This window comes from Micavibrio aeruginosavorus ARL-13 (assembly GCF_000226315.1).
GTDB lineage: Bacteria > Pseudomonadota > Alphaproteobacteria > Micavibrionales > Micavibrionaceae > Micavibrio > Micavibrio aeruginosavorus_B.
Map to the genome: position 1 here is coordinate 1,653,854 of NC_016026.1, position 15,240 is coordinate 1,669,093.

Here is a 15,240-nt window from a genome sequence, read left to right on the forward strand (position 1 = left end):
TCTGATTTTCGAGTCAGAGCCCCTGACTATCTGTATCAGAGCATAGCGCCCGATATGTAAATATTAGGTAAATCAAATACAAGATAAATGCCCACAAACCTGCCTTTTTCGCGCTAGAATGCTACATGATTGCCAACAACCACACCCATCCCAGCACGTTATAAATGCCATGCAATTGAAAAACCTGATCAATTCCGTCCTGACCCGCCCCACTTTGGCCGCCGCGATCGTTACGGCGGTTCCGGCCGTGCTGCTGGCGGCGGCGTTTGTTTTTCAATACGGGTTCGGCCTGGCCCCATGCGTGTTGTGCGTTTATCAACGCTGGCCGTATGCCGCGATCATCCTAATTGGATTGGCCGCCTTCGTTTTGGCCCGCCGCGGCCACGCCAAACCGGCCGCCGCGCTGATTTTTATCACCGCCCTGATCTTTATCGGCGAAACACTGCTCGCCGCCTACCATGTTGGTGTTGAATATCACTGGTGGGCCTCCGCATTCGAAGGATGCTCCACCGGATTTGATGTCACGGGCGGCGGATCCATTCTGGATAAAATAGAAAGCACCGCGGCTGTACGCTGCGATGCTGTGGCATGGTCGTTGTTTGGAATTTCAATGGCGGGCTATAACGCCATCATCGCCTTTGCCATGGGGATTTATGCGACCGCCGCATCCATCATGGTCACGCGCAAAGCCAACGGGTTTTAAGCGAACAGGCCAACCAGACCCGTAATGCCCAGACCAACCGCGCCGTAAAAAATATAAAAGCCCACGCTTTCTTTCAGGCTGCGGGATTTGGACAGATCAAACAGGTCTCTAAACATTTTGCGAAGGCCTTCTTCTAAAAAATTTGCTCGGGTTGAAGCATTTATACTTAAATGTTGCACCTGCGAAGTCAAGCGAAATCTTAGAAAATGCCTTATTTTATTGACGTTTTTGCCCCTCCCCTATCCCTCGGCATAAGAAAACCGGGCCCCGCGGGTGCCCGGTTCGTTATTCATTCAAGTCACGTAACGTGACGCGCGTTCTATTTGCGTGCGTCGAACGTGCTGAGCAATGCAACGGGGATCAGCCCCAGAAGCACGCCTGTGGTCCAGGCCAGGTAAACACCTGCGACCGCCAGGATGATTGAGAACACATCGCTGCTCAATCCCTTGCTCATAACGATACCGCTGGCCAGCAACAGCACGAAGGCTGAGCCGATCATCGTGTAAACAGATCCACCTTCAAAGAAACTTCCGGCTGCGCCATCAATGACGCCCATCATTCCCAAGACGTGGACCAACGTTGTTGAAATACCCACCAAGATCACCGTCTGCACGACGAAGAACATGATGGCATCCATCACCGTTTTTTGATTTATGCTAAAGACCTTCCCAAACATGACAACCTCCCTTCAAGGTTCTCTTACGCTTATGGGCTTACTGGTCTACAAGCTCTGTATCCCAGTAGAGAAAGTCGCCCCAGCTTCTATGCAAGAAGTTTGGAGGAAACCTTCGCCCGTTTTCCTGGAGCTCGAATATCGACGGCTGTACGGGATCGGTCATCGGAAACATGCCACACTCGCGCGGGGTCATGCTGCCTTTGGCCAGGTTACATCCCTGACAGGCCGTGACGATATTGTCCCAGGTTGTACGTCCGCCCCGTGACCGCGGGATCACATGATCGAACGTCAACTCTTGCGTCCTGAAGGTATCGCCACAATACTGGCATTCAAACCCGTCCCTCAGGAACACGTTAAATCGTGTAAAGGCCGGTGCCCGTTCCATGGGCACGTATTCCTTCAGCGCCAGAACACTGGGCAGTCGCATCTGATGTGATGGCGAACTGATCACGCGTTCATATTCCGACACAACGACGACAGATTCGCGGAAGATCGCTTTTATCGCGTCCTGCCACGACCAGAGTGAGAGAGGGAAATAACTCAACGGTCTGAAATCCGCATTCAGGATCAGAGCCGGACATTGTTCAAGGGGAGTTATAGCACTCATGCAAACACACTCCTTCGCTGTGACGAAAGGGAGACCCTACGGGCGGGAGTGAGGAGAACAAAAAAGGTCTCGCGCTTTGCCTACACAATATATTGTAGGGCAAAATCACATTTTGCACAATTCTTTCACAATCAAAGATTGATGCGTTGCGTCAATATGGTAAGGCGCGTTCTTCATCCGCAGGATGCGAGAATGCCTGTATTTAATGACCCAAATGCGATTGCAGAAATTCAGCCCCTGCCTCAATCGCCGTATCATCAATGCCATGCGCCAGATAGGGGATCATCTTCCCTGTCACTGGAAACCCTTTGTTTTCAAGTGTCTGTAGCGCCATTTGATAAAACCCAACGGGCACAACCGGGTCCATTCCCCCATGCACCAGATGAATGGGCAATTTGCAAATTGCATCACCATTCAATCCATCAGCGCCCGCTAATAAACCGGAATAAGCCAGCACACCGGCAAGCTTTTTCGCACGGCGCGGCGCAACATAAAGCGCCATCATCGTGCCCTGGGAAAAGCCCAACAGCGCGATGTTTTCATCTTTCAGCCCATAGTGGTCGCGTTGTTGCGTGATGAAATCATCGACGATTTTTGCGCTTTCTTTTACGCCGCGCTCCATCGCCTCTTGCGTGAATTCACGGATAGAAAACCATTGCCGCCCCATCGGCGCCATGTCGAATGGTTGCGCACCATCGGGGGATACAAAAACCGTGTGCGGTAATTTTTCCGCCAGCACAGGCGCCAGCCCCAACAAATCTTGCCCGTCCGCACCAACACCATGCAACAGGATCACCATGGATGTCGGCGCACCTCCTGCGGCGGGACCGAATGTGTAGGATTTTAATGCGGACATGGATACACCTGCTGGTTTGTTATTACGCCTCGCAATTTAACACGGAGCCCCAATTTTTACACCCGTCATTCCGGCGAAAGCCGGAATCTTCAACCCTTATGGCGAAAAGATCCCTGCTTGCGCCGGGATGACGTCTCCATGATAATGCCCCCATGACATTTTCCCGCTTCGCCCCATCCCCCACCGGATATTTGCATATCGGCCACGCCTGGTCCGCGCTGTTCAGCGCCGCCCACGGCACGATGATTTTGCGGATCGAAGATATCGACACCACGCGATGCAAACCGGAATTTGAAACCGGGATTTTTGATGACCTCGATTGGCTCGGCCTGACCTGGCCGAAACCGGTGCGGCGGCAATCAGATCACTTCGCGGATTACCGCGCAGCACTGGCGCGGCTGGATGATATGGGTTTGCTCTACCCCTGCTTCTGCACACGCAGGGACATCCAAGATGAAATCGCCCGTGCGGACTCCGCCCCGCATGGGCCAGAGGGGCATCTCTACCCCGGCACATGCCGCAACCTCTCCGCCGATGACCGCGCCCGGAAAATGGACGCGGGAGCTCCCTACGCCCTGCGCCTGAACATGGATGCCGCCCTGGCCACCCTCACCGCCCCCCTCACATGGCATGACCGTTATCGCGGCCAACAAACGGCCACACCGGACATTCTGGGCGACGTCGTTCTGGCCCGCAAAGACACGCCCGCCAGCTATCATTTGTGCGTAACGCTGGACGACCATATCCAGAACGTGGATATCGTGACACGCGGCGAAGACCTTTTCTACGCCTCACACCTGCACCGTTTATTGCAATATCTGCTGAATTTAAACATCCCCGAATGGGCCCATCACCCGCTGCTGCTGGACCCGGATGGCAAGCGCTTCGCCAAACGCAATAACGCCGTCACCCTGCGCCATATGCGCGAGACTCAAGGCAAAGACCGAACCGATATCATTACGCTTGTACGGGACTCTCTACCAACTGACGGGCCGTGGCGCTGGCATCTACCATAAAAGACGATTGACCAATGGATTCAATTCATTGTAGCCTATTGTGACATTGCCGCTTCAGGCAAGCCCACCCCGCCATTTTTCTTCACCTGCCACCTCAACATCCCACCTTAAGAGGTTATTTCATGGATCTTCTTCATATTGACGGCAAACCCTATGTGCTGGTTCCGATGCAGGAATACCGCAAGCTCACCAACCGGGTGGATGAAGATGCCGCCGCGGATGCCGCGTTGCCAGATGATGTTTTAAACGCCATCGCCGCCCGCACCGATCACCCGGTTAAAATCCTGCGTCGTTTTCGCAAGATGACCCAGGTTGATCTGGCCAAAATGGCGGATATGTCCCGCGCTTATTTGACCGAGATTGAAACCGGCCGCAAGCAGGGATCGATCCGCGCCATGCGCCAATTGGCGGATGCGCTGAAGGTCAATCCCGGCCTGTTGCTGGCCCAATAAGAATTATACGGAAACCAAGTTAAAATTCCGATCATGGCGAAGCGCGGGGATTGCACTCCGCGCTTTTTCGCTGTCCGCTAGGGTCAGCTTGGCCGTGATTAAGCCCGGCGCATCGCCACCTTCGGCCAACACCTTGCCCCACGGATCAACGATCAGGGAATGGCCATAGGTCATCCGCCCACCTTCATGCGTACCGCATTGCGCGGCCGCCAAAACGAACGATCCCGTTTCAATTGCCCGGGCGCGCAGCAAAGATTCCCAATGCGCCACCCCGGTCGGCACGGTAAAGGCCGCCGGAACGGTCAAAATCCGTGCCCCACCCTGTGCCAACGTGCGGAACAAGGGCGCAAAGCGCAAATCATAACAAATGCCCATGCCGATTTTGCCAAACGGCGTATCCACCAACACGGCCTTGTCCCCCGGAACGATATGCGCGCTTTCGCGGTGCGTTTCCCCGGTGGGCAAATCAACATCGAACAAATGGATTTTGTCGTAGCACGCGGCAATGTCGCCATTGGCGGCGAAAATGTAACCGCGGTTGGCCATCTTATCATCGGCCACCTTGACGGCGATGGACCCCACATGGATCCAGATACCCAAATCCCGCGCGAGGTCGGAAAAATATGGTAAAGCTGGATGCTCACTCTCCGCCTTGGCCGATTTCAATTTCTCGGTCGCCGGGAACCGCATATGGCATGTATTTTCCGGTGTCTGGACAAACTGCGCCCCATCCAAAGCCGCCACGCGGATCATATCGCCGGCGGTTTTCAAATTGGTATCAATGTCCGGACCGCTGGTCATTTGGACCAGCGCCACGTTTAAGGTTTCGGGCGTACTCATGCGGACAAGAGCTGGTCCAGCTCCCCTTTCGAATCCAGCGCATGCAGATCATCACATCCGCCAATATGCGCATCGTTGATGAAAATTTGCGGAATGGTGCGGCGGCCATTAGCCCGACCCAGCATTTCCTCGCGCTTGGCATCATCCTCATCCACCTTGTATTCGGTGAAGGGGACGCCCTTGCGGGTCAGCAGGGCCTTGGCCCGGTCGCAATACGGGCAATACGCCCCGGAGTAAATCTCGACTTTTGCCATGGTTCGGTTTCCTCTATGTTAGGACCCTAGATATAGCACGCTTAAACGGGTTTGACAGACCAACATGACAACAAAACGACAAGCCCCAATAAAATCAAAGACCTTTGATGTTGTTATCAGCGGCGCCGGGGTTCCGGGGCTGGCGCTGGCCGCCCTTTTGGGCCGGGCCGGGCTGACCGTGGCCGTCATCGACCCCGCCCCCATCCCCGCGCCGGATGATGTAACGGATAACGCCCGCACAGCCGCCCTGATGCACGCCTCCGTCAATGTCCTGCGTGCAACCGGGGCTTGGGATGAAGTCGCCCGCTATGGCGCGGCGCTGGAAACATTGCGGATTGTCGAAGACAGCACCGGAAAGAAAGACCGGGCCGTCACCGTTGACTTCCATGCCTCCGACATCGACCTGCCGTGGTTTGGCATCAATATGCCGAATGACCGTTTGCGTGCGGCCTTGGGTGTTGCGTGCCACGCCGTTCCAAACATTACCTTCTTCATCCCCGCCCGCGTTGCCGATTATGGCGCGGATGATACGGGGGTCAGCATTGCGCTGGATGATAAAACACAACTCCGCGCACGCCTGTTGATCGGAGCGGATGGGCGCAATTCGAATATCCGCACCATCGCGGGCATTGAATGTGACGAATTTGACCCGGGGCAAAGCGCCATCACCTGTTTGGTGCAACACACACGCCCACACGGTCATGTATCCACCGAACATCACCGCCCCGGCGGTCCCTTTACCACCGTGCCCCTTCCCGGCGCGCATCATTCCAGCATTGTCTGGGTTGAATATGCGAATGATGCCGATGCGTTCATGCGGATGCGAAAAAATGAATTCCAACAGGCGTTGCAGGACCGCGCCGGTTCCGCGCTCGGCACCGTGACGCTGGACAGTGACCCGACCTGCTGGCCCCTCAAAATCATGCGCGCGCAAAAATTGACCGCGCCGCGCATGGCCCTGATGGCAGAGGCCGCCCACGTTCTGCACCCGATGGGCGCCCAAGGCCTGAACCTCAGCCTGCGCGATTGCGCCGTTCTGGCCGAAGTGATTGTCGATGCCGCGCGCGTCGGGGTCGACATCGGATCGCGCAGCGTTCTGGACACGTACGAATCCCGCCGCCGCCCGGACATCATGACCCGCGTGGCCGCCACCACGGGTCTGAACAAAATGGTCAGCAATGATTTTTCAATCCTGCGATATTTACGCCGCGCCGGGTTGAAAACGGTCGACAGTATTACGCCGCTGAAAAAATTTGCGATGAACGAAGGCGTGATGCCGGGGTATGACGATAGTCGACTGGCGCGTGGAGAAAATTTGTAAAAATTAACCACGAATGGACACGAATAAACACAAATGAAATTCGTCATTCCGGCGAAAGCCGGAATCCATACAATCTATCCGCTGGATACCGGCCTTCGCCGGTATGACGATTACTCAAAAAACTATCTATTCGTGTTTATTCGTGTCCATTCGTGGTTTTAAAAACCTTACTCTCGGCTCACCCGCGCCACGGCCACAACGTCCACCCGCGCAGCACCAGCGTTCAATAACGTTTGCGCACATTCGCGCACCGTAGCCCCGGTCGTAAACACATCATCAATCAGAACAACATTTTTCCCGCGCACCGCACTCGCATGACGGGGATTGACCGTAAACGCGCCCTTCACATTCGCGCGGCGTTCGGCGGCGCGTTTATGCCCCTGCGATTCCGTTGCGCGGTGACGGATCAGCCCATCGGCCAGACACGGCAAGCCCGATGCCTTCGCCACACCGTGCGCCAGCAAGGCCGCCTGATTATACCGTCGCCGCATCAACCGCCAGCGATGCAATGGCACAGGCACCAGCACATCGGCATCCGTCCACAATTCCGCCCCCGCCCGCATCATCCATGGCACCAGAACGGGAACCGCGTGCAGATGGTCGGCATGTTTGAATTTCAGAATGACACCCCGGCTGGCATCGTCATACACCACCGCCGCCCGGGCCGTGGTAAAAGGTGGTGGGTCGTCCAGACAGGCCGCGCATTGCAGGTCATCCACCCCCTCGGACGTGAACGGAAACGGCATGCCACAGGTTCGGCAAAAAGGCGGCGCGATGAAAGATAAACCCGCCCAGGCCCCCGGGTCCAATTGCCCCGGCGCGCTCACAATCGCCCCACTTATGATGCAGCGCGGTGGAAAAATTGCATCCACAACCCGCCCCACCCCGTGGAGAAGAGCATTAACACACTGTTTTAAAACAGACATTTGCTCCACACCCTGCTCCCGATATATGTTGCGAAAAACCGGGCCCTTCCGGTATTATACGGAAACCCTAAACCGCCGGATTTCTGGGCAAAAATGTAACTTCTAACCGTCGAAATTACAAATGGCAGGCGTGAAGAAACGCACATTGCGGGACGGACACAAGAAAGCCCTCGGGCTGGACCAAGACGACTCCGTCCGCGCCACGCGCCAACAGCCCAAACCCAAAATCCCCGATTCCAATCCGTTGCAGGATCGTTACCAGCGTCTGGCCCACCTGCCCGATGCCACGGTCCGCCGCGCCTGGTTTACCTTGGCTCACTTGATGGTCCAGCCGGGCTCGACGATCCTCGATCTGGGCTGTGGTGGCGGCAAGTTGACCTATGCCATGGCCGTGCTGGCGCCGGATATGAAATTTATCGGCATGGATACCGATACACGTGGCATTCAATCCGCGATCAAAACATGGGATGCACCCAATCTGGAATTCCAGAATGGACCGATTGATAATCCCGCCGCCGCTGGTATCGGCCCGGTCGACGCGATTATCAATTGCTTCACCCTGCACGAAATTTATTCGCGCAACGCATTCCATGACCGCCCGGTTGTGCAGGCGCTGGAAAATCAATTTGCCTTGTTAAAGCCCGAAGGCCTTATGCTGATCCGCGATTACGCGAAACCGGACCCGGATGGTTACGTCCTGATGGAAATGCCGGATGTACGCAGCACGGGCGAAGAATTGCATGAATTGTCCGAAGCCGATTTGCTGGTCTGGTTCTCTGAACATGCCAGCCCGAACGGCGACCCCGGTTGCGCCGGATTCTTCATCGAAGAGTTGCCGCCGCGCTTCCCGCGCACGCGCCTGTTCCGCCTGCCGCACAAATGGGCGTATGAATTCATTATGCGCAAGGATGATTTGAGCAGCTGGGAAAGCAACCTGCCCAAGGAATTTACATTCTTCACCCAACGCGAATATCGCAAGGCCCTGCGCTCGCTCGGCGCGCGCGTGTATTACTCCGCGCCGCATTGGAACGATGAATATGTGAAGAACCGCTTCGAAGGTCACTTCCGCCTGTATGGCGAAGATGGCAAACCGCTCGGGCCGCCGCCGACCAGCTTTATCGCCGTCGCGCAAAAAGTTGGCGAACGCCGGTCCCTGCGCCTGCAGGAACGCCGCCCGTCATCGAAAACCGGATCGTCCCTGCGCGTGCAGGCGATGCGGAATGACAATGATGGCCGCTTGGTTGATATCGTTACACGCGATATCAACATCACCGAAATTCTGCCCTATCGCGTCACGGAAAATGGCGAGCTGAACATCTTCGTTCATCACGGCGTTCCGCGCGGCATCGTAAATGCCGTTCCGCGGATGGGTCAGGATTTAGACGGTAAAAAATGGTCCGGCCACATGACCGAGGCGATCGCCGTTGAAACCGAAACCGTCACCCATATCGGACCGGACGATGTGAAGGGCGCGGCCTTGTTCGCACGCGATATGCTGGGCCTGAAACCCATGCCGAACCGCGTGATGGAAAAGGGTCCGGCCGTCTACCCCGCCCCCGATTACATTGATGAACGCATCGACACGCTGTATCTGGAAGTTGAAAGCTCCAGTGCGACATTGGAACCAAAGGTCATCAATGCGGATATTGCGGGATTCTTAAGCCGCGGCAAAATTGTTGAAATCAGCGCGCAGAGCATTCTGAACGGCATCGCCGTTGGCATGATTCCGAACGCACGAATGGAAATTCAAATCCTGGCCCTGTACCAGCGGTTGGGGATGAAGGCCGAAAGCTGGTCCGAATGCCCGTTGATTTTGGAAGAAGCCGATGTGCCCATCACCGATGTGCATGATCTGATGGCCAAGATGACCGAAACCGATGGCCGCTACCGCGCCACACGCGGCAGCGCCGGTCAATTGCGCCCGGTTCAATCGATTTTTGTGGATGAAGGCCAGATCAATGGCGGCGTGGCCGGCCTTGCCGCCCGCGACATGGACTTCATTATTGCCGACGATCAGACGGAAAACATCGCCATTGTGATGCCGCTGCTGCGCAGCCATTCGGGCGAGGTTCTGGCCGGATACACCACCGAATTCCTGCCCGTGCCACAGCGGTACAAGGGCAACGGCCTGACCGTCACGGTCCCCAGCATCCCCCTGCCCCGCGACATTCGCAGCATGGATGATGCCCGCCACTACATCGCCGATTATATGAAGGTCAAACCAGAACACGTCGCACGCATGGGCGAAAGCTTCTTCCTGCACATGGGTCTGACGCCGCGCCGCGTGTACCCGTTCGTCATGTCCGGTCCGTTCGGCCAGACCAAGGGGCAAATTCACGGCACGACCAATTATTCGCCGCTGAAAGATTTGTGGAAGCTGATGTATTGGGACAATTCCAAAAGCTTCGCCAAGATCATGTCCCAATCCTATAAATCGCTGTGCCACGACAGTGACATGAGCCCTGTTTTCTCATTCTCGAAGAAAATGGCCGAATCCTATGGCAAGAGCCCGATGTCCGCCCACGCCACCGATATGCGTGGATTGGGTGGCGGATCATCAACATCCGGCGACAACAATGGCGGCAGCGACAGCGCCGCTGGCAGTGGCGACACACCATCCGGGGCCTTGTTACAGGATCAACCGCAACAAAACGACACCACCCAGCAAAAACGGATAGAACGTCGCGAAAAAGCCCGCGACCAGAACGAAAAGAAACCGATCATAAAATAGACCCACGTCCTCGAAACCGGATCATCATAAAATGAAATACGTCATACCGGCGAAGGCCGGTATCCATGGGATGGATCGTATGGACCCCGGCCCCAGTCATAATTGGCGCCGGGGTGACGTGTGGGGCTTGTCATGACGGCTCCATCATCAAAGCCCATCAACGACATGGCCGTCTTTGACCGTGACCGCGTCCGCGCCAACCGCGACCGCGCGGCATCGTTTATGATGGACGGGCATAACTTCCTGCACAATCACGCCATGGCCGTTTTGGCCGACCGGATTATGGATGTGAAACGCACATTCGACACCGTGATCCAGATTGGTGCCGGACCATCGATTGATGCGTTGGATACCCCCATTCAGTCGGGCCGCATGGCATCGCCCTTTATCGCCGATTTATCGACCGGGCTCCTGAACAACCATTCCGGCCCGCGCGTGCAAATGGACGAGGAATTTTTGCCCTTCGCCCCCGAAACATTGGACCTAATCCTTGCGCCATTGGGATTGCACGCCGTCAATGACCTGCCCGGTGCCTTGCTGCAAATCCGCAAAAGCCTGAAACCCGATGGGTTGTTTTTGGGCGCGATGCTGGGTGGTGAAACACTATATGAATTACGCGCCTGCCTGCAGGATGCGGAAATGACCGTGCGCGGCGGGATCAGTCCGCGCATCGCCCCCTTTGCCGACAAACCGCAAATGGGCGGATTACTTCAACGCGCGGGCTTTGCCCTGCCCGTTGTGGATTCCGAAATCATCACCGTCACCTATTCCGATATGTTCGCCTTGATGCGCGACATTCGCAAAATGGGTGAAGGCAACGCCATCGCCCGCCGTGATACACGCAACCCCGGCCGCACCATGATGATGGAAGCCGCAAAATTGTATGCCGAGCGTTTTGCCGATCCAGATGGCCGCATCCGCGCCAGCTTTGAAATCATCTACCTGATCGGCTGGTCCCCGCATGACAGCCAGCAAAAGCCCCTGCGCCCCGGCAGTGCGAAAATCCGCCTGGCCGATGCGCTGTCGACAAAAGAAATCGGGGCTGGCGAACCAACCCCGACATCGTAATTTCGTTTATTGGCAATCGACGATTATTCGTCGCCACCTTCACGCGGCGGCATCGGCGCTGCGCCGCCACCACCTTGTTGTTGTGAACGGCGGCCCAATTGACGGCGCGGTGCACCCTGACCACCCGGCTGGCCGTTTCCGCCACCCTGATTTTGGTGCGGACGGTTTCCGCCGCCTTGATGCCCTTCGGCCATGTTTCCGGCGTTGTCATCATCTTCCGGTCCGTTGTCACGGCGACGGGATGAACGATGCGGCGGGATCGGCAACGGGCGCGATGCCATTTGATCACGTTCGCTGGTCGCGATTTCAATTTCCAGACGTGCGGCAACTTTGCGCAGTTCATGGATCGCTTCCTGCAGTTTCTCGCGCGCGTCCAGATCCTTTTTGTTTCCGGCCCAGGTTTCATAAACCTTGATGCAAGTATCCGCGGTGTCGCGCAAACGTTTGTCGATTTCGTCCATACCCTGAACTCCTGATTGTCGGGGAAAATAAAGCCCGGGCCACGTGGCCGGGGGCTTGGAAAGATTAGGCAAGGATACCCCTGCGGTCCGAAAACCGCAAGGGTTTCCAAAATCACTCAGCTTTGGCCGAAAATATTGTTAATTTGCTGGCCCACACGCACGAATGTCGTGCGTTTTGACAATTCCTTCAGCTTGGTCGCACCGACATAGGTACAGGCCGAGCGAATCCCGCCCAGAATATCCTGCAACGACTCGGTCACATCCCCGCGATACGGAACACGCACGGTTTTACCTTCGCTCGCGCGATATTTGGCAACGCCACCGACGTGCTTTTTCATCGCTGTGTCACTGCTCATGCCATAGAAGGTTACGAATTTGTGGCCGTCTTCATCCACCACATCACCTTCGCATTGATCGTGCCCGGCCAGCATACCGCCCAACATCACGAAATCGGAGCCCGCACCAAATGCTTTGGCCAAATCACCCGGCACCGTGCAACCACCATCACCGCACACCAGACCGCCCAAACCGTGCGCCGCATCGGCGCATTCGATAATGGCGGACAACTGCGGATACCCAACACCGGTCATTTTACGCGTCGTGCAAACACTGCCCGGGCCAATGCCAACCTTCACCACATCCGCACCGGACAGGATCAGTTCCTCGGTCATTTCACCCGTTACAACGTTGCCCGCCATAATGGTCGTGGTCGGCAATTTGTCGCGCATGCGCTTAATGAAATCAACGAACGGTTGGGAATAGCCGTTGGCAACGTCAATGCACAAACGGTCCAGCTTCGCGCCCGCAGGGGTTTTCAGGAATTCTTCCAGTTTTTCCTGGTCCTTTTCGCTCACGCCGATGCTGTACCATGCGTTTGCGGATTCAGCCGTGCCAAAAAATTCAACCAGCTGGTCCAACGCATAATGTTTATGCAGCGCCACGGTCAGGCCATCACCCTGGACGTGGAATGCGCGGGCCATCGCCATCGTGCCAACGCCATCCATGTTTGCGGCAATCACCGGAATGCCATGGAATGATTTTTTGCTCCATTTGAAATCATAGTCGCGGCGAATATCAACATCGCGGCGGCTGGCCAACGTGGACCGTTTCGGACGGATCAAAACGTCTTTGAAATCCAGCTTCAGATCTTCTTCGATACGCATGGTCTTTTACCCTCTATTGTTACGCGCGGATTGTTCAGTTTTTAAAGAAGGACGACGCGACATCGCGCACAGCAACCTTGCGCTTGATTTCGCTTTCGGCCCGTTCAATTTCGGATTTAAGATCGGAGATATAAGTGTGCAGCTCCTCGATCGAGAGGGGCTCCAGGTTCTTCTTCTGGCCGCCGGGTTTTTTCCGGGGCTCGAGATCATCATCAAACATGGTTCAAAACCGGCTGTTTCACCGTTAATATGGGCGTTCCGGTGGCACACCATAAGGCAAACAGGGACGCAAATGCAACAAAACATGAAAGCCGTTGAAATTCAGGGGTTTGGCGCCCCCGATGTTCTGAAAATCGCATCCCGCCCGGTGCCAAACCCGGTTTCGGGGGAGGTTTTGGTCCGTGTCATGGCCGCCGGGGTCAATCGCCCGGACCTGCTTCAACGCATGGGAAAATACCCGCCCCCACCCGGGGTCAGCGATATTCCGGGGCTGGAAATTGCGGGCGAGATTGTTGAAAGCCACCACCCCGATTGGGGCGTGGGCGACCGGGTTTGCGCCCTGCTCGCCGGGGGTGGTTACGCCGAATATGCGGTTGTGCCGGGCGGGCAATGCCTGCCCGTTCCACATGGATTGAATATGGTTCAGGCCGCCGCCCTGCCCGAAACCGCCTTTACCGTGTGGAACAACGTATTCGTGCGCGGGCATTTAAAGGCGGACGAAACAGTGTTGATCCATGGCGGATCATCCGGGATTGGCACCACCGCCATTCAAATGGCCAAAGCATTGGGCGCACGCGTTGTCATCACCGCTGGCAATGATGATAAATGCGCCGCCTGCATCAAACTGGGCGCGGATATTGCCATCAATTACAAGACACAGGATTTCGTTGCCGAAATTGCAAAAATCGGTGGCGTTGATGTCATCCTCGATATGGTCGGGGGCGATTATGTGCCGCGCAATCTGGATTGCCTGAAACTGGATGGTCGCCATGTCAGTATTGCCAGCCTGAACGGCGCGAAGGCCGAAATCGACATCCGCACCATCATGCAAAAGCGTATCATCATGACCGGGTCCACATTGCGTCCGCGCAGCGTGGAGGAAAAATCATCCCTCGCCCACGGATTGCGCACCAATATCTGGCCATTGATCGAAGCCGGGAAAATAACCCCCTTGATCCACGCCACATTCCCCCTGGCCGATGCGGCGAAGGCCCACGCCCTGCTGGAATCCGGGAATATGGCCGGGAAAATCGTGCTGGAAACCTAAAAAATAAATTATGTAAAAATATAAAAGCTGGCGATTCCCCCTGCCCTGCCTTATAGTCCCTGCTATTCCCGACAGTTTGAATTGATGTCGAGAGTGGGCCTCTGAAACACGGGGTCGCGCTACAGGACCCCTTTATTGGAGATTGAAATGGCTGAAAAACACGTTGTATCCGGCTTGCTGATGCCGAAGGCGACCGCCGTATGGATGATTGAAAACACTCTGCTGACCTTCGGCCAGATTGCCGATTTCACCGGTCTGCACGAAATTGAAATTCAGGCTCTGGCCGACGAAGAAGTGGGCCGCGGCATTGTTGGCCGTAACCCGGTCGAAAACCATGAGCTGACCCAGGACGAACTGGACAAAGCCACGGCGGATTCCAACTACCGCATGAAAATGGCCCGCACCGACCTGCCGACCGTGAAACTGCGCGCCAAGGGCCCGCGCTACACCCCGGTATCCAAACGCGCCGACAAACCGGATGCGATTGCTTATATCCTGAAACACCACCCGGAAATCAGCGATGCGCAAATCTGCAAACTGGTTGGTACGACGAAGCCGACGATTGATGCCGTGCGCACCCGGTCCCACCCGAACAGCGCGAACCTGCGCCCGCGTCACCCGGTTGATCTGGGCCTGTGCACCTATGCCGAACTGGAAGGCGCTTTGAAAAAGGGATTGAAAGCCGCCGGTAAAGACACCAGCGAGATCGAAGCCCAGAAACAGAAAATGTACGAAAGCCAGGAAAAAGACGAAAGCGCGGACAATTCATCCGGTTTCGATTTCTCCAACTTCGTCAACAAGACGGGCACGGATAACAATTCCGGCGAATAATCTTATCGCCCACTCGACATAAAAAAGCCCGCCAGAACCGGCGGGCTTTTTCTTTCATTCGGATGAGC

The 15,240-nt window shown here is 55.9% G+C and carries 18 protein-coding genes; 9 read left to right on the forward strand and 9 right to left on the reverse strand.

From position 1 onward, the window contains the following. The first annotated feature begins 169 nt into the window (after positions 1-169). On the forward strand, positions 170-703 hold the full coding sequence (locus MICA_RS07800; protein WP_014103184.1) for a disulfide bond formation protein B: 534 nt from the start codon (positions 170-172) through the stop codon (positions 701-703). A gap of 319 nt (positions 704-1,022) precedes the next feature. Here MICA_RS07800 and MICA_RS07805 read toward each other — a convergent pair whose 3' ends face one another. The 3 genes from MICA_RS07805 to MICA_RS07815 form a co-directional block, all read right to left on the reverse strand. Continuing rightward, positions 1,023-1,379 (reverse strand): hypothetical protein, encoded by a 357-nt coding sequence (locus tag MICA_RS07805; protein ID WP_014103186.1) that lies wholly within the window; start codon positions 1,377-1,379, stop codon positions 1,023-1,025. A gap of 37 nt (positions 1,380-1,416) precedes the next feature. Next, a complete protein-coding gene (locus MICA_RS07810; RefSeq protein WP_014103187.1) occupies positions 1,417-1,986 on the reverse strand; it encodes an HNH endonuclease in 570 nt (189 codons plus the stop codon). A gap of 202 nt (positions 1,987-2,188) precedes the next feature. Beyond that, the gene (locus MICA_RS07815) at positions 2,189-2,842 is read right to left on the reverse strand and encodes an alpha/beta hydrolase (protein ID WP_014103188.1); all 654 of its coding nucleotides are present in this window, start codon (positions 2,840-2,842) and stop codon (positions 2,189-2,191) included. Positions 2,843-2,994: 152 nt separating this feature from the next. On the opposite strand from MICA_RS07815, the gene gluQRS reads away from it, so the two are divergent. Both gluQRS and MICA_RS07825 read left to right on the forward strand, forming a co-directional pair. Next, positions 2,995-3,858 (forward strand): tRNA glutamyl-Q(34) synthetase GluQRS, encoded by an 864-nt coding sequence (gluQRS, locus tag MICA_RS07820; RefSeq protein ID WP_014103189.1) that lies wholly within the window; start codon positions 2,995-2,997, stop codon positions 3,856-3,858. 122 nt (positions 3,859-3,980) lie between these two features. After that, the gene (locus MICA_RS07825; RefSeq protein WP_014103190.1) at positions 3,981-4,310 is read left to right on the forward strand and encodes a helix-turn-helix domain-containing protein; all 330 of its coding nucleotides are present in this window, start codon (positions 3,981-3,983) and stop codon (positions 4,308-4,310) included. A 3-nt stretch (positions 4,311-4,313) separates the two neighbouring features. Here the strand turns inward: MICA_RS07825 and MICA_RS07830 are convergent, their stop codons facing one another. Both MICA_RS07830 and grxC read right to left on the reverse strand, forming a co-directional pair. Beyond that, a complete protein-coding gene (locus tag MICA_RS07830; protein ID WP_014103191.1) occupies positions 4,314-5,150 on the reverse strand; it encodes a carbon-nitrogen hydrolase family protein in 837 nt (278 codons plus the stop codon). Next, the gene (gene grxC, locus MICA_RS07835; protein WP_014103192.1) at positions 5,147-5,404 is read right to left on the reverse strand and encodes a glutaredoxin 3; all 258 of its coding nucleotides are present in this window, start codon (positions 5,402-5,404) and stop codon (positions 5,147-5,149) included. The genes MICA_RS07830 and grxC overlap by 4 nt, the downstream gene beginning before the upstream one ends. 64 nt (positions 5,405-5,468) lie before the next feature. Here grxC and MICA_RS07840 point away from each other — a divergent pair, with 64 nt between their 5' ends. Then, the gene (locus MICA_RS07840; protein ID WP_014103193.1) at positions 5,469-6,725 is read left to right on the forward strand and encodes an FAD-dependent monooxygenase; all 1,257 of its coding nucleotides are present in this window, start codon (positions 5,469-5,471) and stop codon (positions 6,723-6,725) included. A 33-nt stretch (positions 6,726-6,758) separates the two neighbouring features. Further along, positions 6,759-6,887 carry a hypothetical protein gene (locus tag MICA_RS12410; protein WP_014103194.1) on the forward strand — a complete coding sequence of 43 codons (129 nt, stop codon included), beginning with the start codon at positions 6,759-6,761 and terminating at the stop codon, positions 6,885-6,887. Between the two features lie 5 nt (positions 6,888-6,892). Here the strand turns inward: MICA_RS12410 and MICA_RS07845 are convergent, their stop codons facing one another. Continuing rightward, positions 6,893-7,651: a ComF family protein gene (locus MICA_RS07845; protein ID WP_049782120.1), complete on the reverse strand. Its 759-nt coding sequence runs from the start codon at positions 7,649-7,651 to the stop codon at positions 6,893-6,895. Between the two features lie 121 nt (positions 7,652-7,772). On the opposite strand from MICA_RS07845, the gene MICA_RS07850 reads away from it, so the two are divergent. Together MICA_RS07850 and MICA_RS07855 are read left to right on the forward strand one after the other, a co-directional pair. Continuing rightward, positions 7,773-10,382 (forward strand): class I SAM-dependent methyltransferase, encoded by a 2,610-nt coding sequence (locus tag MICA_RS07850; RefSeq protein WP_014103196.1) that lies wholly within the window; start codon positions 7,773-7,775, stop codon positions 10,380-10,382. A gap of 132 nt (positions 10,383-10,514) precedes the next feature. Then, entirely contained in the window at positions 10,515-11,450 is a 936-nt protein-coding gene (locus MICA_RS07855; protein ID WP_014103197.1) for a methyltransferase domain-containing protein, read from the forward strand. 23 nt (positions 11,451-11,473) lie between these two features. Here the strand turns inward: MICA_RS07855 and MICA_RS07860 are convergent, their stop codons facing one another. From MICA_RS07860 to MICA_RS07870, 3 genes are all read right to left on the reverse strand, one after another. Beyond that, positions 11,474-11,911, reverse strand: coding sequence for a hypothetical protein (locus MICA_RS07860; protein WP_014103198.1), 438 nt, complete (start codon positions 11,909-11,911; stop codon positions 11,474-11,476). Between the two features lie 116 nt (positions 11,912-12,027). Further along, positions 12,028-13,074 (reverse strand): GMP reductase, encoded by a 1,047-nt coding sequence (locus MICA_RS07865; protein ID WP_014103199.1) that lies wholly within the window; start codon positions 13,072-13,074, stop codon positions 12,028-12,030. 34 nt (positions 13,075-13,108) lie between these two features. Then, positions 13,109-13,294, reverse strand: coding sequence for a DUF1192 domain-containing protein (locus MICA_RS07870; protein ID WP_014103200.1), 186 nt, complete (start codon positions 13,292-13,294; stop codon positions 13,109-13,111). A gap of 72 nt (positions 13,295-13,366) precedes the next feature. On the opposite strand from MICA_RS07870, the gene MICA_RS07875 reads away from it, so the two are divergent. Together MICA_RS07875 and MICA_RS07880 are read left to right on the forward strand one after the other, a co-directional pair. Further along, positions 13,367-14,341 (forward strand): NAD(P)H-quinone oxidoreductase, encoded by a 975-nt coding sequence (locus MICA_RS07875; RefSeq protein WP_041793937.1) that lies wholly within the window; start codon positions 13,367-13,369, stop codon positions 14,339-14,341. 147 nt (positions 14,342-14,488) lie between these two features. Beyond that, entirely contained in the window at positions 14,489-15,172 is a 684-nt protein-coding gene (locus MICA_RS07880; RefSeq protein ID WP_041794497.1) for a DUF1013 domain-containing protein, read from the forward strand. The last annotated feature ends 68 nt before the right edge of the window (positions 15,173-15,240 follow it).